The sequence below is a fragment of the Brevibacillus sp. SAFN-007a genome (genome assembly GCF_051967035.1).
In the GTDB taxonomy this organism is placed as follows: domain Bacteria; phylum Bacillota; class Bacilli; order Brevibacillales; family Brevibacillaceae; genus Brevibacillus.
Window position 1 is genome coordinate 61,605 of record NZ_JBQCKK010000012.1, and the last position, 25,901, is coordinate 87,505.

A 25,901-nucleotide genomic window follows, 5' to 3' on the forward strand; every position below is an offset into this window, starting at 1 on the left:
TTTACTCCACCAGCCCCCTGATCTTCGGAAACACCTTCAACGCCGTCTTGTAAAACACATCCTCCTGATACTCCGCCGGGATCAGCTCCTGCACGAACTGGATGTACGACTTCACGGGGGCGAGCGGCCAGTCGGTGCCGAACAGGAGCTTTTCGTAATGGTCGCAGTAGGTGATTGCGTGGCGCAGGTGCGCGAAGAACAGCGGCGACTCGGCCAGCCTGCGGCAGTTGGCGGCGTCACCGACCATCAGGCCGGAGAGGTCGGCAAACATGTTGCGGTTTTTGTACACGACTTCCGCGCCATCCAGCACCCACGGGTCGCCGAAGTGCGCCATCAGGAAGTTCACGTCCCGATGCTTGACCGCTACCTCGTCGAGCGTGAGCGGGTGGGCGTATTTGAGCAGGCCGCGCTCCGAGTACGTATCGCCTGTATGAAACACAACCGGCACCTCGTATTGGGCCGCCAGCGCGTAGACCGGATCGTAGACGCTGTCGTAGGCGTAGAACGGATAGTAGCCCAGATAGATTTTCAAGCCGACGGCCTGCGGTTTTTGCAGCTCGGCTTCCAGGCGGGCGACTGCCGCCTCGTCCAGCTGATACGGATTGACGCCCAGGCAGTAGACGAGCTGCGGCGGCAACTCATCTGTCAGGTCGAGGCCCATCGGTGTCGCCGCTTCCGGGTCGGGAAAGCCGTCCTTTTGCGTCTCGGTCAGGCCCATACCGATGCCGAGCACGACGCCGCTTTCCGCATATTCCTGCAAAATGCCTTGGACGGAGTAGTCGACGAACGACTTTTCGGCCGCCGTGCGCTTGAATTCTTCGATGTGGGATAGATGCATGTGGGCATCAATGATCTTCATCGTGAGAGCCTCCCTTCGGTTTCGCGGGCAAACCGGATGGCGCGCAAGGCCGACAGCGAATCGGCTGGCAGCGGCTCGTCCGCCAACAGGAAAAAGACCGGGGCGGTAAAGGTTGTTCGGTCATGCGGCAGGTTCAGCTTGCGCGCGAGGGAGGCGAGGGCGATGTCTGCCGTCTCCAGGTCCGTGACGATTTGCAGCTTTTCCTTGCGCGACGGGCTGCCAAACGTATAGTCTGACGCTTCGTAGGCGAACAGTTCCCCTTGGCCCAGCTTGTAGTGCAGCTTCTCGCCATGCTTTCCTGCCGTGTTCAGCCACAGAGGGCCTGTAGCAGTTTCCGTTTGCAAAAAGATTTCCGTGGTCCACTCTTTGTTCGCAAAGTACGTCCCCGTATGCTGCACGATCTCGACAGTATGGCAGAGCAGCGGGACGCCAGGCATGAGCAGGAAATATTGATGGCAGGTGAGGCCGCGATATGTTTCCTGCTTTTTCACGTGGTAGCTCAGTTTGATCCCTTGCCAGACGTTGCGCTGGTTGTCGGTCAGTCGGGCGAAGCAGGCGGCCCGCTCTTCCTTGACCAGCGAAAACGCACTCAGCCCCTCGACGTGGTTGCTGATGCCGCCTGTCCACGGGTTCCACCACGACTTCGGCTGGCGCTCGGGGAAGGAGCTGGCCAGCCACTCCTGCCCTCCGGCAGTGAGCGAGTAGAGCGCCGGGGCGAAGTCCGGGGCGGCTTTGATGCGGATAAAGCCGTTGTCTGCGACGTACACCAGTTGTCCCGCTTCCTCCGTCGTCTCCTGGACAATCTCGCCTTGGCCGATGGGGAAGATCGCGCTCTGCAAGCGAGTGTCGTGGGTGGCGAAGCGTCCGTCTACGCGCACGAGGTCAGGCGAGCCAGTCGGCGCTGCGAACGAAAAGTGCGATTCTGTCGCTTCGGCCTCCTCCGTGTAGCGGGTGGCTTGTTCTGCGGCAGGCGCGCTTTGCAGCGAGGCAGACAGCTCGCCCTCCCAATATTGCTGCTTGTACTCCTTGACCTGTACGTGCACTTCTTTTCCTCCGACAAACGGGTTGTGACCGTTGGCGATAAGCTCCAGATGAGGGGTCAGGGACAGGTTTTCTGCCGGCAAGGCTTCTTTTTGCGCAAAGGCGCGGAAGTCCTTCCAGTCCGCATACGCACCGTGTGTCATGTGGATCGGGCCGAACGTCTTTTTGTCGTGCGGCTCCAGGCTGCCAAGGCACGTCTCCAGCGTGAACTGCCGGACCTGGAAGTCCAACTGGTATCCCGCTGGCCAGCACATGCCCCACGGCGTCGCTTCCTCGCGGGAAAACAGCCAGTTTTCGCTGACGAGCTTGCCATCCCAGTAGTCCAGGTCGCTGCCGTAGGAGGAGGGGACGTCGACATAGCGGCCCTGATACGGCAAAATCGGGCGGTGCAGCGCGTGCGAAAAACCTTGGGTCAGCCACAGCTCCGCCGCCGTTTTTTCGGCAGAGCGGTTTTCCAGTTCCAGCAGGTGTTCGACGGAGCCGTCTCCGAACAGCAGCGTTTTTTCCACCAGGACGAGTTCGGGGGAACGGCCGGAATGATACGTGGCGCAAATCCCGATCGCGCCCTTTTCCGCGACAAACACGACCTGCTCGGCGCGTTTTTTGGAAAACTCGCTGGAATACGGCTTGCCAAGCTTGGGATAGGTGATGGAGCTCGGCTCGCCGCCATTTGCGCTCGTGATGGTCAGTTCGTTGTCATCCTTGGTCAAAGACAGCGCGTGGCGGCCGTGGTGCAAGTGCCAGGCTTGTTCCGTCTCGCCTGCGAGTATGGCGCCAAGGCCCGTGAAGGCAGCCCCGAGCTTTTTCGCAAACGAGACCGTACTGCCGTCTGCAAGCTGCGCCTGTACGTGTACATCTGCCTCGTAAAATCCGTGTTGCAGAACCTCAGCGGCAAGCGGCAGCGAGATGCGCTCTTTGCCCGCCAGCGTCAGCGTGAATAATTGTTCCCGGAGGCGTAAAAACGGCGCTTCCGGAAGCGTGAACGAAAACTCCGCCTCTTCGGCAAAGTTGTTTTCCACATCGAGATACAACGGGGCGGTCTGTCCGGGGTAGGACAAGCCGGGGACGTGCAGGGAGAGAGAGGCGGGAAACTTGGGCAGGATTCCGACCTGGAACAAGGCGCGCTTGCCGTTAATCAGGACGTGTGTGCGGACGCTGGGGTGTGTGCGCCAGACGCTTTGCTCCTCTGTAATCTCTCCGACAAAAAAGCGGGTGGACAGCGTCGTCTCGCCTGTCACTTCCTGTTCGTGATGGTAGTCAAAGCGGATGTTTTGGTCAGACTCCCCCGTCAAGGACAGCGTCAACGGCTTGCCTGATTTGTTGACGATCCGGTAGCGAATCTGGTACGTGCGGCCGAAGACCAGCTCCAGCTGCTCCACTTCGGCAGCGAGCAAGTAATCTTCCGTTTCGATCAGCCGCATGCCGCGTCCGCGCCGTTCGAACTCCACGCGCAGACTCTTGTCGCCTTTCGTCCAGGAATAGGTGAAGTAGTCGAAGCCGTTTTCTTTCCGGCCATCCGGCTCGACCACAATCTCGCGGGCAGAGTCCCGATACCAGTCGAGTTCCGCAAAATAGTGCGCAATGGCTTCCGTCCGCAGCACCGTGGGCATCATGTTCATCAAATGTGTGCTATCGTCGCGGTCTTCCCAGAAAAAACCGAATTTTTTGTACAGCGGGACAGCCTTCGTGTTTCCCGCCCATGTATAGAGATCAAGCCGCGGCCAGCCGAGCTGGACCGTCTGCTCGAGGGCGTGGGCAAGCAGCAGGCGTCCTACCTTTTTGCCGTGGTATTCCGGCCGGACGTTGAGCAGGGGAATGTAGAGGGCGCCGGTATCTTCGCGGTACTCGGCAAGGCTGCAATAGCCCACGACGGTTTGGCCGTCCATCGCCAGGTAAACGGCGAGAGCATCGGAGCGTGCTTCCTCCTGCCTGATTTGTTCCGCTGTCGTGATCGAATTTCCGCCACCCCAACTGTCCCGGCTGGCGTTCCACATGTCCGCGACGGCTCCGGCCAGCTCGGGACGGTAGAGGACGATAGAGAGAGAATCCATGATTGCCTGCACCTCGATCTCATTGTCAGTATTTGTATAGTAATAGAGAGACGATAGAGGGAGAGATTTGGTTTCTGGTTTTCCCGGCTTTTTTCGCAGGGGCGAGAGTCAGCGGAGTGGGGCGGTGAACACGATGACAGTGGATCAAGCAAAACGTGCTTGTTTCTCGGGGCAGAGTCGAGGAAAATAAGAAGAAATCCACTATCTTCCATAAAAAGGGTCATGCCGATGTCTACGTACAGTCTTTTGGAAAAACTGCTGTTTTGGTCAGCCGCTCTGGACGAAAAAAAGCTGGCGCGCTCGCTTGCAGGCAAGACGATTCTCCTTACAGGAGCAAGCTCCGGGATTGGCGAGCAGCTCGCCTATTTGTTGGGGCGCTGCGAGGTGAGGTTGCTGCTGGTGGCGAGAAGCGTGGACAAGCTTCGCCGGATCAAACGGGAAATCGAGCAGCACGGAACGGCTACAGTCAGCGTTTTCGGGGCGGATTTGCGCGAGTCGCTTGAACGGGAGGCGTTTTTGGCCTGGGTGTGCGAGCAGGCAGACACGATCCATATCGTGGTCAGCAACGCGGGCTTGTCCATCCGGCGTTCGATCATGGACTCGCTCGACCGCCACCACGATTTTACACGGACGATGGCGATCAACTACTTCGCTCCGGTCAGGCTGCTGCTGTCTCTTCTGCCGCAGCTTGCCCGAAGCAACGGACATATCATTCATGTTTCCACGATCAACACGTCGCTGATTCCGCTGCCGTACTGGGCGGCGTATCAAGCTTCGAAGGCGGCCTTCGACATCTGGTTTCGCTCGGCGGCGCCGGAGTGGAACGCGCGAGGAATCGCTACGACTGCGATTTATTTTCCGCTGGTAAAAACGCCGATGATCGTGCCGACTGCCGCTTACCGCAGCATGCCTGCCATGAGCGCGGAGCACGCCGCCCGGGTGATCGCCCAGTCCATGTATACGAGACGAAAAAGCTGGCGGCCGTGGTGGCTTCTGTTCGGAGAGCTGGCCTCGGTTTTGGGCAGACGACTATGGGAGCGCCTCACTCCGCGCTGGCTGCGAAAAAAGGGGGGATGACGGTGCGGATCGCGTTTTTGCTTGCGGCGCTGTACCGAATGAAGCTGTTGACACCAGCGGGCATCGGCCGGCTGCTTGCCGCCGTCTGCCGATACGGAATCAACCTGCTGACGCTGTTGCAGGTCGCACAGCGCACGTACGGCCAAAAGATCGCCCTGGCCGACGAACGGGAAGCTGTCAGCTATCGGCAGTTGTGGAGCGACTCTGCACGCCTCGCCTGGGTGTTCAGGGAGAAATACGGATTTGCCCGCGGCCAAAAGGTCGGCTTTGTCTGCCACAATCACATTACGATGGTGAAAGCGATTTTTGCCGCTTCCGGCACGGGGTGCGACATCTATTTGCTCCATCCGGAGATGAGCGCAAGGCAGCTTGCGCAATGGCTGGACGAGACGAAGCTCGACCTGCTCGTCCACGATGCCAAAGAGACGGCTCACATCGAGCAAGCGGCCAACGGGACCGTGCGGCTGTACAGCTATCACGACCAGTTGCCCGCCATCGATCGGCTGGTGCACCAAGGGCATGGGAGGGCCGGAACGGCTGCCGCCACCCGAAAATTGCCAAAGCGGGCATCTGCCGGGCGTATTATGCTGTTGACAGGAGGGACGACGGGACAGCCGAAAAACGTCGCGCACAAGCCGTCGCTGTTCCACTATTTGCCGCCGTTTTTGGCGCTGCTGACGCGGCTTCGGCTGCTGCGCTGCCAGACCGCCTATGTGGCGACGCCCATCTGCCACGGATACGGGCTGGCGATTCTGCTTTTGTTCCTTGCGCTGGGCAAAAAAGTCGTGATAACGCCCGGCTTCGACGCCGCCAACGCCTGTGCGCTGATCGAAAAGCACAAGGTCGATGCCGTGACAGTCGTTCCGCTCATGCTGAGAAAAATGCTGCGGCACAACGCGAGCGCCTTGCAGTCTCTCGCCTGCATCGCCTCTGGCGGCGCGCCGCTATCGTCCGCCCTCGCCGCCGAGGTGTCCGGCCAATGGGGAGCGGTTTTGTTCAACCTGTACGGCACTTCCGAAGCGGGCCTGTGTGCCGTCGCCACGCCACAAGATCTGGCGTCTGCACCGCACACCATCGGCAAAAAAATCGGCGGTGTCGGCTTGCACATACGGGGAAGGGACGGGCGAAAACTCGCGGCAGGCGAGATCGGGCAGCTTTGCGTGCGAAGGCGGAGAGCGTTTTTCTCCACCCGGACTGGCTGGATCGAGACAGGCGATCTGGGCTATCGGGATGAGCGCGGGTATTATTTTTTGTGCGGGCGGACAGACGACATGGTCGTCTCCGGCGGAGAAAATGTGTATCTGATCGAGCTAGAGCGCATGTTGGCCGAGCATCCGGACGTAGAGGATGCGGCAGTGGTGGGCATTCCCGACGAAGCGTTTGGGCAAAGGCTGAAAGCGTTCGTGCAGCCTGCGAGCCATGCCGGGCTGACGGAGGAAGCATTGCTGGGCTGGCTGCGCCCGCGAGTCGCCAGGTACCAGTTGCCAAAAGCGATTGTGTTCGTTGACCGCATCGCCTACACCGACCTGGGCAAGCCCGACCGCAAGCGGCTGATGTAAAAGCCCGGCGGCCAAGCGGTCTGGGCGCATCGTGCTGTAAAGCGCTTCCGAAGCAAGCTTGTGTAACTTGCAGCATACTGTTCAAGGAAATCTGGTAAGCCGATTGCCTATAAATGGGGCTTATCAAAAAAGGGGGAGAGTAAGAACCTTTCTAGCCCCACACAAACAACTCCATTCCGGAAGGGGCCGACCATCTTACGAAGTAGATTGTATTTGGTTTCGAAGCACTCCCAAATATTTCCGTTTGTATTTGTTTACGCCTTGCTGGGAGATACCTAAATGCTTGGCTACGATTTCTTCTGGAACCCCATTGATAACTACTTGCTCGATAATGAATCTTGCTTTAGATGGAAGGGAATGTAACATGTCTTCTACATACAGCTTTGAATCTACAGAAGACAATTGATTTTGCCCGCAGAAATTTTCTATGATCGGAAGCTCTCGGGCGGAAACCTTCTTTGCTTGATACTGCAACCGCCAAGCAATTCTTTTGATAACTTTCCTGCATTCTTCTAGTCGTTCGTCCTTCATGCTTCTCACCATCCCATCCTATAGGTACATGAACAATGTAAAAAGCAACTTTCTTTCACCACGTCTCCTGGCTTCATATCCGTGTTAGTACCAGGATATTGTGGTCTATCGGATGCCATAGAAAATTCATCCTATAAAGTTGATGAACAATAGTAGGGCGCCCATTATCGCTTTCACTATTCAAGGAAAAAAAAGCATCATTTTACAACCAGTTTTTTGGGGGGGAACGAAAATGAACAAAAAATCAATGATTATCGTTTTCCTGGTCTTACTCCTGATCGCTGCTCCAGTTATATATGTTCAAGGCACCTTGTTGAGCTTAGAAGATCAGGTGCGCCACTATCTCATTACCGAGAAAAATATCGATGAGAAAACAATAGGTAGTCTGGATGGCCGTTTTGGGAAGCTTCCGTTCTTTGGTGTAGAAGTTATTTTTGCGGATGAACCCGATGTAAGATACTTTTATACGGAAAGAGACGGAGACATAGTACCTCTCGGTGCAACGCTGAAACCCGAAGGATACAATTACAAACATAAATGAGGCGAAAGCAGCTTGTGTAAAGGAAACGACACATTTTCCCGAAATATCCTGCCCCCGAAAGCCATACATATTACGAGACATCCGAAACAACCAGGGGAAAGGAATGAGCAACCATGCCTCAAGGCATCCACCATATCGAGCTGCCGCTGCCGATCGGGACGATCTGGAAGTTCGTCAGCGTACTGGAAAACTGGGTTCCGCTCGTGCCCGGCTACATCAGCCACGAGGTGATTGACGAGCGGCGCGTGACCTGGACGTTTATCGGCGACATCGGGATCATGAAAAAGCAAATCAGCCTACAGGTGGACATTACCGAGTGGAACGAGCCGACAGAGGTGAAGTTCACGTTGACTGGGATCAACGAGAATTTTACGGGAGAAGGCTACTTTCGCGCGGAGGCGCTGGGGGAGGCTCGCACAAAAATGACCGGGTTTCTCGATATTACCGCCAAAGGCTTGAAGGCCCCGATGGTCAATTCGATTCTGAAATCCCATGTCCCGCAATTGACGACAGATTTGGCGGAAGCCGTCGCCAGCCGGGTGAGGGAAACATAAGCGAAGCGCGCTGCTGAAAACCTTTGCGAGCCGGCAAAGGTTTTTTCTTTGGAAGCCGGACACTTGCGCAGTTGACGACTTCGCGATTTTGCATTAAGCTACCATAATTAATTGGGTAACTGTTGCGAAAAAACATGGGTTTCACGAGGAAGCAACAGGAAAAATGACGAAGGGTGATCGATGTGAAAATCCAGAAAAAATACGAAGCCATTCTCTTTACGTTTCTAATGGCATTGGGCATGTCTTGTCTTTTATCGTTCTTCATGATGCTGGTGAATTTCGGCTTCAACTCCATGCTGCTGGAGCGCTGGCTCAAGGCATGGCCGATGGCTTTTTCGCTGGCGTTTCCCGCCGCTTACTTTTTGCCAAAAGTCATCCGGCGGCTGATGAAAAAAATTACGTTTGTCGAGAGCAAATAAGCTTGGTCATCTGCACAGCTAGCGAAGGCTGTGCTTTTTTTTGTACATCGTCAGGCGGGTACGGCCGACAGGCACTGGGGGCGATTCGTTATTGATGATGAGAATCATTATCTTTATAATAGACCCACATCCAATTCCATGACGCCACAGCACAGAACAGGAGGGAAAGGGAGTTGTCATTTCAGGACGATGTATGGTTATGGAATCACGCAGCTCTCAAAGTAGTGGATGCCCGCCGGGCGGTGATCCAGCCAGGCGACAGCCTGCGCGCGCACCAGCTTACGGCAGGCTCGTTTTTGTGTACTGTACAAGGGAAGGCTCGCATACGGCTTGGTGATGTGCAGTATCAGGCGGGCCCTTATCATATTTGCCATGCCGGAAAAGGCAGTTCATTCGCAGTCGATTCCGTGCAGGAAGCGCTCGAATACTATTTGCTGCAATACAAGGCGACCCTCGCTCTGCCGTGCCGCGAGGAGCTGTTGCGGCTGCAACAGAAGCGGGACCCTTTTCAACGCGCGCACAGCTTTACGCCGCGCTATCCGCTTTCGCTGTTTGGCACCATCCGCCAGCTGCACGAGAAATGGCAGAAGGCGAGCATGCTGGACAGGCTGCACGCGAAGGCGCTTTTGCATCAGTTTGTGTACGAATGGCTCCAGCAGCGCCAGGAGCAGGCAGAAGAGCCGACTCCCCAGAGTCTGGTGGACAAGGCAATCCGCTTGATCGAGGAGCAGTTCTCCGAGAAAATGACGCTGCATGCGCTCGCGAGCCAGGTAGGCTGCCAGGAGCGGCAGTTGCAGCGGCTGTTCAAGGCAGCGCTTGCGGTAGGGCCGATGGAATACCTGCTCCGCGTCCGGGTGGAAAAGGCCAAGGAGCTGCTGCTGAAGCTGAATGTGCCGCTGATGCACATTGCCGAGTCTGTCGGCTTTTCAGACAGCTATTACTTCAGCCGCCTGTTCAAAAAATACGTCGGCATCTCCCCCAGCCAGTTTCGAAAAATGGCCGGACAGCTCGAACTTTGTCGCCAAAATCCATCCCGTTTGTCGCTATCGTTCATTGGCGGCAAACACGTGCCCTTGTATAGTATTACTGACGAGAATGGGAGTCATTCTCAACAAGGAACAGCAGTGGCAGCGCCTGCTTCGACTGCTCTTCTAGCGCACAGGAGCAAGCGCGCCAAACAGGCAGACGCTGAGGAGGGAGTGGCAAAAGCGACAAGCAAGCGTATTCGGCATCTGCGAGGCGAACTGGAACTGGACCGACTGATCGAAAGAATAGCGGTGCTTGATTACCAGTACATCGATCAAATGTACGCTCTCGGCCACTTGCCAGTAGGCAGCGTATTTGCCACGACCAGTCTGTCCGGATTGCCGGAATATTTGGGCGAGAAAATGAGCGCGATCAAAAGGCTGGGGACAAAGGATCATCCGGATTTGACCGCGATTGCCGAGCTGTCGCCGGAGCTGATTGTCTGCACGGATACACATGCGCATTTGTACGACGAGCTGGTCGCGATTGCCCCGACGGTGATGCTCGACAGAAACGACGACTGGCGGACGACGCTTCCTGTGCTGGGAAAAATGCTCGGCAAAGAGCAGGAGGCGCAACACGTGATTGACGCGTACAACCAAAAGATCGTCCATCTGAAAGATGCGATTGCGGCGAAGCTGGGGGGCAAGACGGTTTCCTTGATCCGGCCGCGCGACAACATGATCCGGCTGCACACGACGGCGCACCGGACGGCACGGATTTTGTACCGCGATCTCGGCATCGCGCCGCCGCCGATGGCGATGGACAGCAAGCGGACCAGCTCGTACATCCAGCTGGACGCCATGGCCGAACTGAATGCCGACCACCTCTTTGTGTTGCAGGACGATACGAACGCCGCGCTGACCAGCGCCTACCAGGAGTCCGCCGTCTGGAGAAGTCTGGGCGTGGTCAAAGCCAACCATGTGCGCACGTTCGATACGACGATGTGGATCGGCTTTTACGGGCCTGTCGCGATTAACCGGGTAGTGGACGAAATTGCAGACGCGCTGTTGTCCTGACCGCCTCATCTCTGCCCGCAAAGGGAGAGCATTTGATGAACAAAAACTGGCTAGAAGCGGACGAATCGGCGTATGTGGCGGAGCATTTTCGCCTGACCCATGGCGTACCCGTGCGCTCGGGAGAGTTGATTCCGGTCACAGCGTTGTTGGATGAAAAGACGTGCGCGGACTGTCTCGCGCGGATGAGCGGCTATTTGCACGCCCCTTCGCTGAAAGTGACCGCCTCCCTGTTTGCCAAAAGGTACGCATTTTTGACCGTTGCCCCCATCTTGTACGCCATGACGATGTACAACAAAGCCGTCATGCTGGACGTCGGGCAATGCCAGCTCGTTTTGGCAAAGGAGCCGGGCGAGCCATGGCTGTCGCGGCTCCATGTACGCGCGCCGGACGTTCGCGCGTTCGCTGCCGGGGACAGGAGCGAGTGGCGGGAGCAGATCATCCGCAGCTTGTTCGCCGGACATATCGCACCGCTGTGGCACACGATTTCCCGCGTGGCGAACATTCCACGCATCGTGCTGTGGGAAAATACGGCGGTCCGTTTGTTTTCGCTGTACGAAAAGCGGATCAAAGCGGAGGCGGGAAGCGAACTGCGGGAGCGCGTCCAGGCTGACTTTGCCTGCCTGCTCACGCACGCGCCTGCCCCATGGTTCGGGGAAGCACAAAATCCGTTTGCGCCGTTTTGCGTGTTTGGCGACAGCGAATCTGGCGCGATGACAGCGCGACCGAACCGGATTCGCAAGACGTGCTGCTACCATTACAAGGTTTCTTCGCGCGAAGGTTTTTGCTCGGCCTGCCCGAGAGCGAAAAGCCGATGACAGTGAGAGAGGATCGTGTCCGCACGGTGGAAAAGTGGAGACGGAATCTGTTTATTTTGTGCGCCGGGCAATTTTTGACGATGGCCTCGCTGAGTTGCGTCACCCCGTTTTTGCCGCTCTATTTGCAGGAAATGGGCGTATCTGATCCCGGCGAAGTTCTCTGGTGGACAGGAGCGATTTACGTCGCCAACCTGCTGACGGCGTTTTTGTTTTCGCCGCTGTGGGGCAGGCTGGCGGATCGGCACGGCCGGAAGCTGATGATCGTCCGCTCCGGCTTCGGTCTCGCGGTCACGATTACGCTGATGGGATTTGTCACCAGCCCTGTGCAGTTGCTCGTGCTGCGGCTGGTGAACGGGATGATGGCAGGTTTCAGCCCGGCTGCTGTCGCTTTTACGGCGACGAATACGCCACAGGAGCGCAGCGGCTATGCGCTCGGCATCCTGCATGCCAGCGCGGTCGGGGGAACGATCTGCGGCCCGCTTTTGGGCAGTCTTCTCGCCGTCCGCTTCGGCTTTCGCGCCGTCTTTTGCTACACCGGTCTGTGCATCTTGCTTGCCGCCATGATGATCGTTTTTTGGGTGCAAGAGCGTGTAGCAAACGAGCAGCAGCTTATGGAGAAAACGAACTTTCTCACCGATTTGCGGCACATCGCGGGCAAAAAACCGCTCGGCGCGCTGTTCGTCTCTGCCGCAATCGCCAGGGCAGCGATGGTCGGTACGTTGCCGCTCATCCCGCTGTACGTCCAGCAGTTGCTTCCCGATCAGGACAACGTGGTGATCCTGGCGGGCGTGACGACGGCGGTCATGGGCCTTGCCAATATGCTTGCGGCTCCCCAGCTGGGGAAATGGGGCGACAAGTTCGGCTCCCACCGGATTTTTACCTTCGCCGTGTTCGGCTCGATCGTATTTTTGGTGCCGCAAGCGTTTGTCCAACAATTATGGCAATTCATCGCCCTGCGCTTTTGCACGGGAGCATGCCTGGGCGGGATGATGCCCTCCCTGCACGTTCTCCTGCGGCAGTACGCGCCAAAAGGAATGGAGAGCAGGACGTACAGCTACCATAATTGCGCTGTCTTTTTGGGCGGCATGGCGGGGACGTTTGCCATGGGAGCGATTGCGAGCGGATTCGGCTTGTCGCTGATTTTTGTCGGCTCGGCCGTTTTGCTGCTCCTGAACCAGCTATGGATGACATTCATGGTGCTTCCGCATATCGGCCCGCTGCACGAAAGCGCAGAAAAGCGCCAGTGAGCTTTATTTGGACAAGGAAAACATTGGAAAAACAAAAGGGGGAAACAGCAGTGTTGATCAATAAAAAATGGTCGTTCATTTTCAGCGCCGTGCTTCTCGTTGCCTTCGTACTCGCAGGCTGCGGAACGAGCGGACAAGGAACCGCATCGGGGACGACAGAGACACAACCGTCGCAAAGCCAGCCGCAAACAGCGGCCGAACCGGCTAAAGACGCGGGACAACAGGAGGTCCGGATCGTTTCCCACGCGATGGGAAAAACAGAAGTAAAAGGAACGCCGACCAAAGTCGTGACGTTGTTCCAGGGCGCTACCGATGCCGCCCTGCTGCTTGGCGTCAAGCCGGTAGGCGCAGTAGAGTCGTGGATTGAGCAGCCGTGGTACAACTACATCCGAGACAAGATGGATGGCGTGACCAACCTTGGCTCGGAAAACCAGCCGAACCTGGAAGAGATTGTGGCACTCCACCCGGATCTCATCATTGCCTCCAAGACCCGTCACGAAAAAATTTACGAGCAACTGTCCGCGATTGCGCCAACGGTGATGACCGAAGAGGTGCATATTTGGAAAGACACCTTGAGCCTGAGTGCAGAGGCGCTGAACAAAAAAGCGGAAGAGGCCAAGTTTTTGGAGGAATGGGCGCAAAAGGTAGCCACGTTCAAGGAAAAAATGGGCGACAAGCTCAAGCTGGAGGTCGGGATTGTCGACTTCCGCCCGGATCACGCCCGTATCGTGTACACCGGCTTTTCCGCTCTCGTTCTGGACGAGCTGGGCGTAGCGCGGCCGACGAACCAGAAAGGCGAAGAGTGGGGAGTGAAGCTGACCTCCAAGGAAAACATTGCGCAAATGGACGCGGATATCATTTTCGACCAGACGAGCACGACCCGGGACGACGGACGACTGGATTTGCGCAAGGAGTGGACGGAGCACCCGCTCTGGAAAAATCTGAGGGCGGTGAAAAACAATCGCGTATTCGAGGTCGATTCGGCGATCTGGAACAACGGCTCCGGCCCGTTGGCGGCATTGGGCATGCTGGAAGACTTGTATGAATTTTACGAGTTGAAATAAGGATGCGAGAGGAAACTGTTGACCACAAGCGAGCGTCAGCAGTTTTCTTGTCGATGGCTTTCGCGAAAAAAGCGAGGGAGGATTGTTGTGCGCTCATACTTGCATCAGCCTGTTTACAAGGCGCTTGGCTTGATCGGCTGCGCCATTGTCCTCGGGGGATTGTTTGTGGCAAGCATCGCCCTTGGCAGCACGCCGATTCGCTTTCTAACCGTCATCGAATCGTTTCGCGATTATGACGCCTCGCTCAAGGAGCATGTCATCGTGATGACGACCAGGCTTCCGCGCGCCGTTTTTGCTGCGGTGATCGGAGCAAACCTGGCTGTCGCCGGCGCTCTCATGCAGGCGTTGACCCGAAACCCGATGGCGTCGCCCAGCATTTTCGGCATCAATTCCGGGGCTGTTTTTTTTGTGGTGGCGGCACTAGCTGTCCTGCCGATTTCCTCGCTGGACCAGCTGGTCTGGATCGCTTTTGCGGGAGCGGGCGTAGCTGCTTTCACCGTGTACTTCCTCGGCTCGATGGGCCGAGGGGGCATGACGCCGCTGAAAATCGTGCTGGCAGGTTCGGCCATGTCCGCGCTGTTTGCTTCGTTTACACAAGGAATGCTCGTCCTGGACGAGTCCGGGCTGCAAAATGTGCTGTTTTGGCTGGCAGGCTCTGTGTCCGGCAAAGAGCTGGACAGCTTGCTTCCGGTGTTGCCCTACATGCTGGTCGCCGGAGTCGCGGCGCTATGGCTGGCCCGGTCTGTCAACATTTTGGCGACAGGCGAAGAGGTTGCCAAAGGCTTGGGACAAAAAACGGGCCTCGTCAAGCTGCTGATTGCGCTCACCGTGATCCTGCTTGCGGGCAGCTCGGTCGCGGTCGCAGGTTCGATCGGCTTTGTCGGGCTGGTGATTCCGCACATCGCCCGCTTTCTGGTCGGCATCGACTATCGCTGGGTCATTCCGTACAGCGCGGTTTTGGGCGCCATCTTGCTGGTCGGCGCGGATATTGCGGCACGCTTTTTGATTATGCCCGCCGAGATGCCGCTCGGGGTCATGACGGCGCTGGTCGGTGCGCCTTTCTTTGTCTATACGGCCCGCAAAGAGTACCGCGCGAAAGGAGCATCGCAATGAATCGGCTATTTTCGATCCGAAGCTGGACCGGACGCTTTGCGCGGCTACTGCCGCAGAAGACGATGCTGCTTCTTGCGGTATTGCTGCTGTGTACCGTCGTCGGGATGGTCGTCAGCGTGCAGTTGGGCAGCAAATGGATCCCGCTGCCGGACGTCGTGCGCACGCTGTTTGGCTACGGTACACCAGAGCAGACCCTGGTCATCGGCAAGCTCCGGCTGCCGCGCGTTCTGCTCGCCGTGCTCGTCGGCGCGGCGCTGAGCGTCTCGGGGGCGATTTTGCAGGGCGTGGCCCGTAATCCGCTCGCTTCGCCCGATGTGATCGGGGTGACGGGGGGAGCTGCTTTTGCCGCGGTCGCGTTCATCACCTATACGGCGGGAGCGGTCAGTGTGCGGTGGCTTCCGCTGGCGGCTTTTTGCGGGGCGGCGCTCGTTTCGCTGTTGATTTACTTTTTGGCCTGGAACAAAGGGGTGACGTCCACGCGGCTGATTTTGGTCGGAATCGGGGTAGCTGCCGTCACCAGCGCGTTGACCATGCTGATGATCGTCCTCAGTCCGATTACGGCGGCCAGCAAGGCGTACATCTGGATGACAGGCAGCATCTACGGCGCGTCGTGGGAAAACGTGTACGCCATGCTGCCCTGGGTGATCGTGTTCATTCCTTGGGCGCTTTTATACGCCCGCATCCTCGACGTCCAAGAGCTGGGGGACGAGCTGGCGACAGGGCTTGGCGCGCGCGTGCAGCTTCACCGTTGCATCCTCATGTTCATCAGCGTCGCCTTGGCAGGGGCGGCAGTTGCCGTCGCGGGCGCCGTCGGCTTTATCGGGCTGATCGGCCCGCATATCGCCCGAAAGCTTGTCGGCCCGTCTCACGGCCGCGCCATTCCCGTGGCGGCCCTGATCGGCAGCCTGCTCTTGCTGACTGCGGACACGGTTGCCCGGCTCGCCTTTCAACCGCTCGATGTTCCGGCAGGCGTCTTTACAGCGGGCGTAGGCGCTCCTTTTTTCCTCTATTTGCTCTACCGAAGCCGCAATCGCTAGAAAAGCAAGCTCCGGCCGCTTCCCGGGATTCCACCGGGGAGCGGATTTCTTTTGCCGCAGGCAGAAGCTGTCGCGTATTGACTTTTCCCTCCAAAAGCAGTAAGCTAGGCATATAGAATGTTAGTGAGTGCTAACTATAAAAATCTAGGCAGACGGGAGGGCGAAGGGAAGGAGCAAGCGGCTATGGACACCAAAGAAAAGCTGATGGCAGCCGCCATCGAGTTAATGGCAGCAAAAGGCTACAAAGGCGTATCGACAAAAGAAATCGCTGCCGCTGCCCAGGTTAGCGAAATGACGCTGTTTCGCCATTTTGGCAGCAAGCAAAATCTGCTCGACCAGGCAGTGGAGCGCTACCATTACTCCGTGGAGATGGAGCGGATTTTCGCCGAACAGATCGTCTGGGAGCTGCGGACTGACCTCTTGATGGTGAGCCGGATGTACCACGAGATCATGGAGCGCAATCGCAAGCTGTTTCTCATCGTGCTCAAGGATGACGACCTCGTGGCCATCCGCGAAAAGGCGCAAAAGCATCCGCGCAAGCTGCTGGAGCTGTTGACGCAGTATTTTCAGGTCATGCAGGAGAAGAACAAGTTGATCGCCACCGATGCCGAAGCGCAGGCGATTACCTTCCTGTGGATGAACTACGGGGCGTTCATGACGCATTTGTACGGGGCAGAGACGATCACAAACGTCACGAGGCAGCGGTTCATGGAATCGAGCATCGACTTGTTCGTCAGGGCGCTGACTCCCTGATTGTTGGAAAAAGCATGCGGGCAGGAAGCGCAAGCATACCGCATGTACACATGGGAGGTGGGAACGTGAACAGCAAACCGTCTTTCGCATTACCGAAAAGGGTTGGACAAACCGCCGCGACCGGGTTCCAGATCGGCGTGCGCAGAACGCTGCCGATATCGAGCGAAGGGGCCTGGACTTTTTTGACGTCACGAGAGGGCTTGAAGCTGTGGCTGGGCGAATGGCCGCTGCCTGCCTTTCAGGTGGGAGAAGCGTTTTCGTGTGCAGAAGGGATTTCCGGGGAGTTCAAGGTCGTCAAGCCGTTTCAGCAGCTTCGCCTGCGGTGGAAAAAGCCGGAGTGGGAAAAGCCGTCGACCTTGCAAATCCGCTTGGTAGCCGCCAAAAACGGGAGAACGACGATCAGCTTTCACCAGGAAAACCTCCCGGACAGCGCGGCGCGCGAACAGATGAAGCAGCAGTGGGAGGAAGCGCTGGAAAAGCTGAAAGAAAAAGCGGAGGAAAACGAGGGGAGAAGTGTCCAGTGAACAAGTTCAGCCATATCGATCTGCGCGTGAAAAGTCTGGAAAAATCGTTGCCCTTTTACGAAAAGCTGCTGCCTGCGCTCGGGTTTACGCGCACGTTTCACAGTGCGAACTGGCGCGTGTTTGCAGCGGAAGGCGAGCTGCCGAGCGTGCCGTACTTTGCGATCACCGAAGACCCGGAGCACGTCCCGAACGGCAATCTGATCGGCTTCTGGGCGAGCGATCGGGACGAGGTAGACCGGATGGCCGCGCTCGTGGAGCAGTCCGGGGGCATCATTCACCAAGGGCCGCAGCTGTTTCCCATCAGCCCCACCTACTACGCAGTCTACTTCCAGGACCCGTGCGGCAACCAGTACGAGATCGTGCATCGTCTGAATTAAACGAAAGAGTTGCCCTGAAAAACAACAGAAGAGCAGGAAGCGAACGGAACGGTCATTTTCGCGGTTATTCCCGTGGCCGTTTGCCGTTGCGCGCTGCAGGAGCGGCTCTGTTTTTGGCGCGGCGTGCTTCTATGCAGCAAGTCTGCGGCGGATGGCGCGGTTTCTTTCTCTTTGCTTTTTCGATGACACAGCACAGGCAGCCAGCCTGTGTTTTTTTGTGGGACAAAACGAAAAGCGCGTGAACAGGACGATTCTGAAGGAGGAAAAACGAATGACCGAACAAATGGTGAATCGAAATGGTGTAGAGCTTTGCACGGAGAGCTTCGGCAATCCGGGCTATACGTTCGAGGACATGGCAGACGACGCGATTCACATACTCGATGCCTACCGGATCGAGCGGGCGCACATCGTCGGCATGTCGATGGGCGGGATTATCACGCAGATCATCGCTTTGCGGCATCCGGACAGGGTGCGGACGATCAGCTTGCTGGCCACGTCGAATTTCGCCCCGGATTTGCCGCCGATGGAGGAGAAGATCGGGCAATTTTTCAGCAAGGCAGAAAAGATCGATTGGGAAAAGGAGGAGGACGTGATCGCCTTTTCCGTCGCGAAGTGGAAAGTGCTTGTCGGCTCCAAGTACCCGTTTGACGAAGGGCGGACGTATGAGCTGGCAAAAGCGGAAGTAAAACGCAGCCGCAAGATGGCCAACATCAACAATCACGCGCTGATTCCCGGCAGCGAACCGTATCTGGCCCGGACGGCGGAAATCATGGCCCCTGCCCTGGTCATTCACGGCACAGAGGACCCGATCATTCCGTATCCGCACGGTGTCGCGCTGGCGCGGACGATTCCCGGCGCTGTACTGGTGACGCTGGAAGGCACCGGGCATGAGCTTCCAGAAGGCGACTGGGAGGTGATCGTCGGCGCCATCTTGCAGCATACGCAGGAGGGCGGCGAAGCGTAGCAGGCGGCCCGTGCTACCGCCCTGCTTCTTCGATCTCGTCTTCCTCGCAGAGCAAACGCTCCATCTGCTCGCGGTCCACATGCGCGAGTCCCCAGTCGCAGATCATTTCCAAAAGCGGGATGAGCGAGCGTCCTTTTTCCGTCAGCGCGTACTCGACGCGGGGCGGCACCTCGGGATAGACGGTTCTCGACACGAGGCCGTCTTCCTCCAGTTCGCGCAGCTGGTTGGTCAACGTTTTGTGGGAGATGTCACGGATGTAGCGATGCAGCTCCCCGAAGCGCCTGGGCGCGTGTTCGTACAGCTCGTACAAAATCATCACTTTCCACTTGCCCTGGATGATTTGCAAGGTAGCGTCAAATTCGTTCAAGTACTTTTTCTTCGTCATGGTTCTGTCCTCTCTTACCTCCAGGTTCGTAACCCACTTCAAGGTGCATACTGGTGAAGGGCCGGCGTTTCTGTATATACTCACTTTACCATGAATCAACAAGGAAAGAAGGTACTGTGGATGAAAACGGGATTTGTCGTGATTACAGGGGCTTCGTCCGGCATCGGCAAAGCGACGGCCGCCCTGTTTATCGAAAAAGGACACAACGTGCTTTTGATTGCGCGGCGCATGGAGCGGCTGGAGGAATTTCAGAGCGCTACGGTCCGCAAGGCGCAGGTAGACGTGACGGACGAGCAGGCGTTGAAGAAGGCGATCGCGGAAGCGGAGGCGCAGTTCGGCCCGGTGGAGGCGATCGTCAACAATGCGGGGCGGATGCTTCTCGGCGATATCAGCAAGCAGGACAGCAGCGAATGGAAAGACATGTACGCGGTCAATGTCATCGGTGTGTTGAACGGCATGCAGGCCGTGCTGCCGTCGATGATTGAGCGCAAGACGGGCACGATCATCAACATCAGCTCGATTGCGGGCAAAAAGACGTTTGCCGACCATGCCGCTTACGTAGGCACGAAATTCGCCGTTCACTCGATCAGCGAAAACGTGCGTGAAGAAGTAGCGAAGCACAACGTCCGCGTCATGACGATTGCCCCTGGTGTCGTCGAGACAGAGCTGTTGAGCCACACGACCGACGAGGCGATCAAAGCGAGCTACACGGATTGGAAGCACTCGATCGAAGGCGGTCTCGATCCGAAAACGGTAGCGGAGACGATCTACTTTGCATTCAGCCAGCCGCAGCATGTCAATATTCGCGAGATTGTGCTGGCGCCGACGAGACAGCAAGGATAACAAGCGAGACCCCTAGGCGACCGTCTGGGGGTGTTTGGCGAGCCGCCGGAGCGAACGGCGGCCGATGTACGGTGCCGATTATCGGGTTGACCCGATCGGCACAGGAAAAACTCCCTGTTCAAATCTGGATTTTGTGCATGGCTTACTGGAGAGGCCCCTCTTTATAATGGGAGAGTGACTACTCATTACCGAGGGAAAAGAGGACCGAGCATGCGCAAGCGATTCATGACAGAGGAAGTGGCCGGCTTTGCATTGTCTATCCATGTGCCGAGCAGCTATACAGAAAGAAACAGGCGCTATCCGGTCGTCTACGTGCAAGACGCAGGCAGCGTCGTCATGGATGCGTACAATTACCTGGAGCATTTGTTCATCCATAAACAGCTTCCCGAACTGATATTCGTCGGGATCAAGCCGCACGACCGCAATCACGACTATACGCCGTGGCCGGCAGGTGCGCTTGTTTCGGACAGGCCGGCGTTTGGCGGCGGAGCGAACCGCTATGTGCAAGTGCTCGCAGACGAGATCAAGCCGTACATCGACGCGAACTACCTGACCATGCCGGAGCCGGAGAACACGGCGATAGCAGGTTGCTCGCTCGGGGGACTGGTCAGCGCCTACGCGTATTACAATCGGCCGGATACGTTTGGCAAAAGCGCCTGGATATCTGCTTCGTTCTGGTACGAGGGCTTTATCCCGTATATGCAAAAGACGGCTTTGCCTGATGAAAAGCACCGCATTTACATGTACGTCGGCGAGCTGGAAGGCGCCTACAAACAGACCATTCAGTCGGGGATGCTCGCGCAAACAAAAGAGGCGCATCGGATCTTGCTCGCCAAAGGCTTTCCCGAGGAAAATCTGAAATTCGAGACCGATCCGCTCGGGACGCACGATTCCTTTTTCTTCGCGATTCGCTTCCTGAATGCGTTGAAATGGCTGTTTGGCGACGGCACCGATGCGTTTTTGCGCTAAAGACAGGCGGAGCGCTTGCTGCACCTCCGTACTGCGCCGGGAACCCGAATGTCCCGCATGTATAGAAGGAGAAAATCGGGACACACTGAAAGGCATACACTGTTAACCACCTTTTTCAACCCTCGCACTTTGCCATGCGAGGGATTTTTTTTTGCCCAGATATCCGGTGACTCGTACGAGCTTGCTTCTATTGACAGACAAATCTGGGACTGCTATAAAAAAATAGTGGATAGCACTCTCGATGCCAGAGTGCTAACAAGTGTGTCGTGCAAAAGAAGAAGGGAGAATGTCTGATGGAAAAGAAGCAGTTTCAGGCAGAATCGACGCGACTGTTGGAAATGATGATCCATTCCATTTACACGCAAAAAGAAATTTTTCTGCGTGAGCTGATTTCCAATGCCAGCGATGCGATTGACAAAATCTATTACAAATCGCTGACCGATTCCCAACTCGTTTTTGATAAAGACAATTACTTCATTAAAATTACCATCGACAAGGACGCCCGCGAGCTGACGATTACGGATACGGGGATCGGGATGACGGCCGAAGAGCTGGAAACCAATCTGGGAGTCATCGCCAAAAGCGGCTCGCTCGCCTTCAAAAAAGAAATCGAAGCCAAGGATGGCTACAACATTATCGGGCAATTCGGGGTGGGCTTCTACTCCGCCTTTATGGTCGCCGATGTCGTGACCGTCATCAGCAAGGCGCTGGGGGCAGAGACAGGTTACAAATGGCAGTCCAGCGGCGCGGATGGCTATACGATTGAACCGTACGAAAAAGAGACAGTCGGTACGACGATCATTCTCAAAATCAAGGAGAATACCGAAGAAGAGCGCTACGACGAGTTTTTGGAAGAGTATCGGATACGCGCGATCATCAAAAAGTATTCGGACTTCATCCGCTACCCGATCAAGATGGACGTGACCACCCACAAGCCAAAAGAGGGCAGCGACAACGAATTTGAAGAAACGCGGGAAGAACAGATCATCAACAGCATGGTGCCGATCTGGCGCAAGAACAAAAGCGAGCTGACGGACGAGGATTACGAGCAGTTTTACGCTAGCAAGCATTACGGCTTTGACAAGCCGCTGGCGCATATCCACGTCAGCGCGGACGGAGCCGTCGTGTATCAGGCGATTTTGTACATTCCGGAAAGCATTCCGTTTGACTACTATACGCGCGAGTATGAAAAAGGTCTGGAGCTGTATGCCAATGGCGTACTCATCATGAACAAATGCGCTGACCTGCTGCCGGACTATTTCAGCTTCGTCAAGGGGATGGTCGATTCCGAGAGCCTGTCCCTCAACATTTCCCGAGAAATGCTACAGCATGACCGCCAACTGAAGCTGATCGCGAAAAACATCGCCAGCAAAATCAAAAGTCAGCTGCAAAGCATGCAAAAAAACGAGCGGGAGAAGTACGAGAAGTTTTATCAGGCGTTTGGCAGACAGCTCAAATACGGCGTGTACAGCGATTTCGGCACGCATAAGGACACGCTGCAAGACCTCCTGATGTTCTACTCCTCCAAGGAGAAAAAGCTGGTGACGCTGGCTGAGTACGTGGAGAGAATGCCGGAGGATCAAAAATACATTTACTACGCAACCGGAGAATCGAACGAGCGCATCGAGAAGCTGCCGCAGACCGAGCTGGTGGCCGACAAAGGCTATGAAATCCTGTACTTCACGGAAGACATCGACGAGTTTGCGATCAAAATGATGCGCACCTACAAAGAGAAGGAGTTCCGCTCCGTATCCAGCGCCGATTTGGGCATCGAAGCGGACGACCAGGACAAGGCGGCAGACAGAGAGAAGGAGGACAACCAAGAGCTGTTCGCGTACATGAAGAGCCTGCTCGAAGGAAAAGTGACCAACGTAAAAGCGTCCAAGCGTCTGAAGTCCCATCCGGTTTGCCTGTCCACCGAGGGCGATGTCACCATCGAGATGGAAAAAGTCTTGAACGCCATGCCGAACAGCCAGGGCGTGAAGGCGCAAAAAGTGCTGGAAATCAACGTGAACCACGACGTGTTCCAGTCGCTCAAGGCCGCTTTTGCCGAGGACAAGGAAAAAGTGAATTTGTACACCACCCTGCTCTACAATCAGGCTTTGCTGATCGAAGGCTTGCCGGTTGAAGACCCGGTCGAGTTTACAAACAACATTTGCAAAATCATGGTGTAACCCGCGCCAAGCGCAGCGGACAAGGAGCGGGAAACACGCACGAAGAGGGATGCATAGACGGCATCCCTTTTTTGCGTGCGACGGGCAGTTGCCTCTTTGCGAGGAAAGCGCCTGAGCTAGCCGCGCACAGCAGTCTTGCTATTCGCCAGCCCAGCCGATAAGATGGAAAAAATACAAGCTCTGGAGGAGAGAACGAAATGTGGGAAGAGAAGTGGCAAAAGGACCGTATTGTCGATGCGGATGAACTGAGAAGGCTGGTGGGAGTTCCGCACGAGACCGTTGCGAACAAGAGCATTGCGCAGGTGGAAGAGCACGTCATCCGTTACTTGTCCATGTCGCCGCTGTTTTTTCTGGCGACAACAGATGCCGACGGGCGTTGCGATGTTTCCCCGCGCGGCGATGAACCTGGCTTTGTCAAGGTGCTGGACGAGCGACACCTGATTTTTCCGGAAAGAATGGGAAACAGACGGGTGGACTCCTTGTTGAATATCGTGGCAAACCCGCGGGTCGGGATGATTTTTCTCATTCCCGGTCTGGAAGAAGTGCTGCGCATCAACGGAAAAGCGGTGATTACGAAAAACGCCGAACTGCTGGCGGCGCAGAACTGGAAAGGAAAAACGCTCGGTCTCGGTGTCGTCGTCGAGGTGGAGGAATGCTTCATTCACTGTCCGCGCGCGTTCAAGCAGGCAGGCTTGTGGCAGACGGAGTCGTGGCCGGAAAAAGCCGCTATGCCGTCGGTCATGGACATGTTTCGCGCCCATTTGCGAATCAACGGGGTTGCGTTGAAGGAAAACGGGTAGCTCCCGAGGACGCAACAAAAAAGCCTCCCGCGAATGCCTGGTGCAATCGCGGGAGGCTTGGTCTTGTCAGGCAAACACAGCGGAAACCGGATGGGTTCGCGGTGTGGCTCTGGTTAGTTTTCCACTGCCTTGACTTGTTCGATTTTTGCTTTGCGCAGCTTGTAAATCACGACCAGCAGGATAAACCAGACCGGAGTGACGAACAAGGCAACGCGCGTATCCTCGGCAAGGCCGAGCACGACGAGAATGAACGCCAGGAAAGCGAGAATCAGGTAATTGGCGAACGGATAGAGCGGCATCTTGAACTTGTTGGCTTGTGCCAGCTCCGGTCTTGTCTTGCGGTACTTCATGTGGCAAATCACGATAATGCCCCAGATGTACAGGAAGCTGAGTGTCGAGATGCTCGTAATCAGGGTGAAGACGCCTTCTGGCATGACGTAGTTCAACACAACCGCAATCAGAACGACGACAGTAGAGAAGAACAGGGCATTGGCAGGCACCTGACGGGCTGTCAATTTGGTCATGGACGCAGGTGCGTTGTTTTCTTTACCGAGCGAGTAGAGCATCCGGCTTGTACTGAAGATCGCGCTGTTGCACGCTGAAGCGGCGGAGGTCAGCACGACGAAGTTGACGATTCCTGCTGCGGCAGCGATTCCGATTGCCGCAAACACTTGAACGAACGGACTCTCGCTCGGGATGATGGCGTTCCATGGATAGATGCTCATGATAACGCTGAGAGCGCCGACGTAGAAGATCAGGATACGAAGCGGAATATTGTTGATCGCTTTTGGAATCACGCGCTCAGGGTCTTTTGTCTCTCCGGCCGTCAGTCCGACAAGCTCGATACCCGCAAAGGCGAACACGACCATCTGGAAGGAGAGCAAGAAGCCGGTGATGCCGTTCGGGAACATGCCGCCATGGCTCCACAGATTGGAGAAGCTGGATGCGCCGGAGTTTGTGGAGAAGCCCTTGATAATCATGAAGATTCCCACGACGATCAAAGCGAGAATCGCGATAACTTTAACGAGCGCAAACCAGAACTCCATTTCGCCGAAAAGCTTGACCGTTGCCAGGTTCATGATGAGCAGAACCACGAGCGCAATCAATCCCGGCATCCATTGCGGAACCTCAGGGAACCAGTATTGCGTGTACATGCCGACAGCCGTCAAGTCGGCCATGGCAATCGAGATCCAGCAGAACCAGTACGTCCAGCCTGTGACGAACGCTGCCATGTTTCCGAGATAGTCTTTTACGAAGTCAACAAAGGAATGATAATTCAGGTTACTGAGAAGAAGTTCGCCGAGCGAGCGCATGATCAGAAAGCAAACCATGCCGGTAATCAAGTAAGCGAACAGGATGGACGGACCAGCCAGGTGAATGGATTTTCCCGCACCGAGGAATAAACCTGTCCCGATGGCTCCGCCGATTGCGATGAGTTGAACATGCCTGTTTTTCAAGCCTCGCGCCAAATTTTGCTGTTGCATGTGATCCCCCTCATTTCTCATGCGTGTCATTCATTTACGATTGTGGGTAAAATAACAGCCGCCAATCTTCCGAAAAGTTTATCAAACTTTGTAAATTCATCTTACCATAGGGATACAAAATAAAGACAAGGTGAAGTTGCTTCCATCCAAAAAAACGCTTACATTTTTCAGTGAAGTAGACATTTTGCAGGTTTGTCGGTAGGTTCCCCTCCCTTTTTTTCGGAGCAAATATGAACGGTTATTCAATTGCGAACGCACAGCGAACCTGGCGTCATTCCTACTTTCTCACAACAAAAAAAGGAGCGGGAAAAATAGGCGGGTCCTACTTTTCGCTGTCCTTTTGCCGGCAAGGCTACCTCCTGATGGTGGCTGGGGCTTTCCCCGGAGATGAACATGCATCCATCCGCGCGTGAGGTATTCGCGTGCGTTTTTTTTGATAGTAAATGATTCAAAAAAGCTTGTCAAATGAAAATTTGCAATGAACAGACTGTTTTAATCATAAAACATTTTTGACTGATGGAAGTCCAGATTCTGCCACGATGCGGTGAGGAATTGCGTCCAAAAGGGAAAGGGGCGAAAGGTGGCAGGTCGCAGCCGATGGCTGGTGGAGCGGAGAGCGAATTCACAAGCGAATGGAACAAAAGCGGAGCGATGTGAATAAAAAGTAGCACAGCT

Annotated in this window: 24 protein-coding genes; 19 read left to right on the forward strand and 5 right to left on the reverse strand. The window is 56.0% G+C overall.

Features of this window, described 5'->3' with window-relative positions:
- Window position 1 precedes the first annotated feature (1 nt).
- Both ACTHO6_RS13945 and ACTHO6_RS13950 read right to left on the reverse strand, forming a co-directional pair.
- Complete coding sequence (locus tag ACTHO6_RS13945; protein WP_440242225.1) at window positions 2-859, reverse strand: amidohydrolase family protein; 858 nt, start codon at window positions 857-859, stop codon at window positions 2-4.
- Complete coding sequence (locus tag ACTHO6_RS13950; RefSeq protein ID WP_440242227.1) at window positions 856-3,951, reverse strand: N-acetyltransferase family protein; 3,096 nt, start codon at window positions 3,949-3,951, stop codon at window positions 856-858. Before ACTHO6_RS13950 ends, ACTHO6_RS13945 begins: the two co-directional genes overlap by 4 nt.
- A gap of 228 nt (window positions 3,952-4,179) precedes the next feature.
- Here ACTHO6_RS13950 and ACTHO6_RS13955 point away from each other — a divergent pair, with 228 nt between their 5' ends.
- Both ACTHO6_RS13955 and ACTHO6_RS13960 read left to right on the forward strand, forming a co-directional pair.
- Window positions 4,180-5,028, forward strand: coding sequence for an SDR family NAD(P)-dependent oxidoreductase (locus ACTHO6_RS13955; protein ID WP_440242229.1), 849 nt, complete (start codon window positions 4,180-4,182; stop codon window positions 5,026-5,028).
- Window positions 5,029-5,030: 2 nt separating this feature from the next.
- Window positions 5,031-6,587 carry an AMP-binding protein gene (locus tag ACTHO6_RS13960; protein WP_440242231.1) on the forward strand — a complete coding sequence of 519 codons (1,557 nt, stop codon included), beginning with the start codon at window positions 5,031-5,033 and terminating at the stop codon, window positions 6,585-6,587.
- A 195-nt stretch (window positions 6,588-6,782) separates the two neighbouring features.
- Here the strand turns inward: ACTHO6_RS13960 and ACTHO6_RS13965 are convergent, their stop codons facing one another.
- Window positions 6,783-7,118 (reverse strand): sigma-70 family RNA polymerase sigma factor, encoded by a 336-nt coding sequence (locus tag ACTHO6_RS13965; RefSeq protein WP_440242233.1) that lies wholly within the window; start codon window positions 7,116-7,118, stop codon window positions 6,783-6,785.
- A gap of 232 nt (window positions 7,119-7,350) precedes the next feature.
- Here ACTHO6_RS13965 and ACTHO6_RS13970 point away from each other — a divergent pair, with 232 nt between their 5' ends.
- The 13 genes from ACTHO6_RS13970 (at window position 7,351) to ACTHO6_RS14030 (ending at window position 18,571) form a co-directional block, all read left to right on the forward strand.
- On the forward strand, window positions 7,351-7,659 hold the full coding sequence (locus tag ACTHO6_RS13970; RefSeq protein WP_440242235.1) for a DUF3139 domain-containing protein: 309 nt from the start codon (window positions 7,351-7,353) through the stop codon (window positions 7,657-7,659).
- A gap of 113 nt (window positions 7,660-7,772) precedes the next feature.
- The gene (locus ACTHO6_RS13975; protein ID WP_440242237.1) at window positions 7,773-8,213 is read left to right on the forward strand and encodes a CoxG family protein; all 441 of its coding nucleotides are present in this window, start codon (window positions 7,773-7,775) and stop codon (window positions 8,211-8,213) included.
- 182 nt (window positions 8,214-8,395) lie between these two features.
- Window positions 8,396-8,632 (forward strand): DUF2798 domain-containing protein, encoded by a 237-nt coding sequence (locus ACTHO6_RS13980; protein ID WP_440242240.1) that lies wholly within the window; start codon window positions 8,396-8,398, stop codon window positions 8,630-8,632.
- Window positions 8,633-8,805: 173 nt separating this feature from the next.
- Window positions 8,806-10,677: a helix-turn-helix domain-containing protein gene (locus ACTHO6_RS13985; RefSeq protein WP_440242243.1), complete on the forward strand. Its 1,872-nt coding sequence runs from the start codon at window positions 8,806-8,808 to the stop codon at window positions 10,675-10,677.
- Window positions 10,678-10,712: 35 nt separating this feature from the next.
- Complete coding sequence (locus ACTHO6_RS13990) at window positions 10,713-11,492, forward strand: IucA/IucC family C-terminal-domain containing protein (protein WP_440242245.1); 780 nt, start codon at window positions 10,713-10,715, stop codon at window positions 11,490-11,492.
- Window positions 11,489-12,739: an MFS transporter gene (locus ACTHO6_RS13995; RefSeq protein WP_440242247.1), complete on the forward strand. Its 1,251-nt coding sequence runs from the start codon at window positions 11,489-11,491 to the stop codon at window positions 12,737-12,739. Before ACTHO6_RS13990 ends, ACTHO6_RS13995 begins: the two co-directional genes overlap by 4 nt.
- A gap of 50 nt (window positions 12,740-12,789) precedes the next feature.
- A complete protein-coding gene (locus ACTHO6_RS14000; protein ID WP_440242249.1) occupies window positions 12,790-13,803 on the forward strand; it encodes an ABC transporter substrate-binding protein in 1,014 nt (337 codons plus the stop codon).
- Between the two features lie 87 nt (window positions 13,804-13,890).
- Complete coding sequence (locus ACTHO6_RS14005; protein WP_440242250.1) at window positions 13,891-14,916, forward strand: FecCD family ABC transporter permease; 1,026 nt, start codon at window positions 13,891-13,893, stop codon at window positions 14,914-14,916.
- On the forward strand, window positions 14,913-15,953 hold the full coding sequence (locus ACTHO6_RS14010) for a FecCD family ABC transporter permease (protein WP_440242252.1): 1,041 nt from the start codon (window positions 14,913-14,915) through the stop codon (window positions 15,951-15,953). The genes ACTHO6_RS14005 and ACTHO6_RS14010 overlap by 4 nt, the downstream gene beginning before the upstream one ends.
- A 183-nt stretch (window positions 15,954-16,136) precedes the next feature.
- Window positions 16,137-16,706 (forward strand): TetR/AcrR family transcriptional regulator, encoded by a 570-nt coding sequence (locus tag ACTHO6_RS14015; protein WP_440242254.1) that lies wholly within the window; start codon window positions 16,137-16,139, stop codon window positions 16,704-16,706.
- 65 nt (window positions 16,707-16,771) lie between these two features.
- Window positions 16,772-17,230 (forward strand): SRPBCC family protein, encoded by a 459-nt coding sequence (locus ACTHO6_RS14020; protein WP_440242256.1) that lies wholly within the window; start codon window positions 16,772-16,774, stop codon window positions 17,228-17,230.
- Window positions 17,227-17,607, forward strand: a complete 381-nt coding sequence (locus tag ACTHO6_RS14025) for a VOC family protein (protein WP_440242257.1) — start codon at window positions 17,227-17,229, stop codon at window positions 17,605-17,607. Before ACTHO6_RS14020 ends, ACTHO6_RS14025 begins: the two co-directional genes overlap by 4 nt.
- A 271-nt stretch (window positions 17,608-17,878) precedes the next feature.
- Window positions 17,879-18,571, forward strand: coding sequence for an alpha/beta fold hydrolase (locus ACTHO6_RS14030; protein WP_440242259.1), 693 nt, complete (start codon window positions 17,879-17,881; stop codon window positions 18,569-18,571).
- A 13-nt stretch (window positions 18,572-18,584) separates the two neighbouring features.
- Here ACTHO6_RS14030 and ACTHO6_RS14035 read toward each other — a convergent pair whose 3' ends face one another.
- Complete coding sequence (locus ACTHO6_RS14035) at window positions 18,585-18,956, reverse strand: winged helix-turn-helix transcriptional regulator (protein ID WP_440242261.1); 372 nt, start codon at window positions 18,954-18,956, stop codon at window positions 18,585-18,587.
- 120 nt (window positions 18,957-19,076) lie between these two features.
- Here ACTHO6_RS14035 and ACTHO6_RS14040 point away from each other — a divergent pair, with 120 nt between their 5' ends.
- The 4 genes from ACTHO6_RS14040 to ACTHO6_RS14055 all read left to right on the forward strand — a co-directional run bounded on the left by ACTHO6_RS14040 (window position 19,077) and on the right by ACTHO6_RS14055 (window position 23,742).
- Window positions 19,077-19,799: an SDR family oxidoreductase gene (locus ACTHO6_RS14040; protein WP_440242263.1), complete on the forward strand. Its 723-nt coding sequence runs from the start codon at window positions 19,077-19,079 to the stop codon at window positions 19,797-19,799.
- A 210-nt stretch (window positions 19,800-20,009) separates the two neighbouring features.
- Window positions 20,010-20,768, forward strand: coding sequence for an alpha/beta hydrolase (locus ACTHO6_RS14045; RefSeq protein ID WP_440242264.1), 759 nt, complete (start codon window positions 20,010-20,012; stop codon window positions 20,766-20,768).
- Window positions 20,769-21,061: 293 nt separating this feature from the next.
- Window positions 21,062-22,942, forward strand: a complete 1,881-nt coding sequence (htpG, locus tag ACTHO6_RS14050) for a molecular chaperone HtpG (RefSeq protein WP_440242266.1) — start codon at window positions 21,062-21,064, stop codon at window positions 22,940-22,942.
- A gap of 197 nt (window positions 22,943-23,139) precedes the next feature.
- Window positions 23,140-23,742 carry an MSMEG_1061 family FMN-dependent PPOX-type flavoprotein gene (locus tag ACTHO6_RS14055; protein WP_440242268.1) on the forward strand — a complete coding sequence of 201 codons (603 nt, stop codon included), beginning with the start codon at window positions 23,140-23,142 and terminating at the stop codon, window positions 23,740-23,742.
- 113 nt (window positions 23,743-23,855) lie between these two features.
- On the opposite strand, the gene ACTHO6_RS14060 is transcribed toward ACTHO6_RS14055, so the two are convergent.
- Window positions 23,856-25,226, reverse strand: coding sequence for an amino acid permease (locus ACTHO6_RS14060; RefSeq protein WP_440242270.1), 1,371 nt, complete (start codon window positions 25,224-25,226; stop codon window positions 23,856-23,858).
- Between the last annotated feature and the right edge of the window lie 675 nt (window positions 25,227-25,901).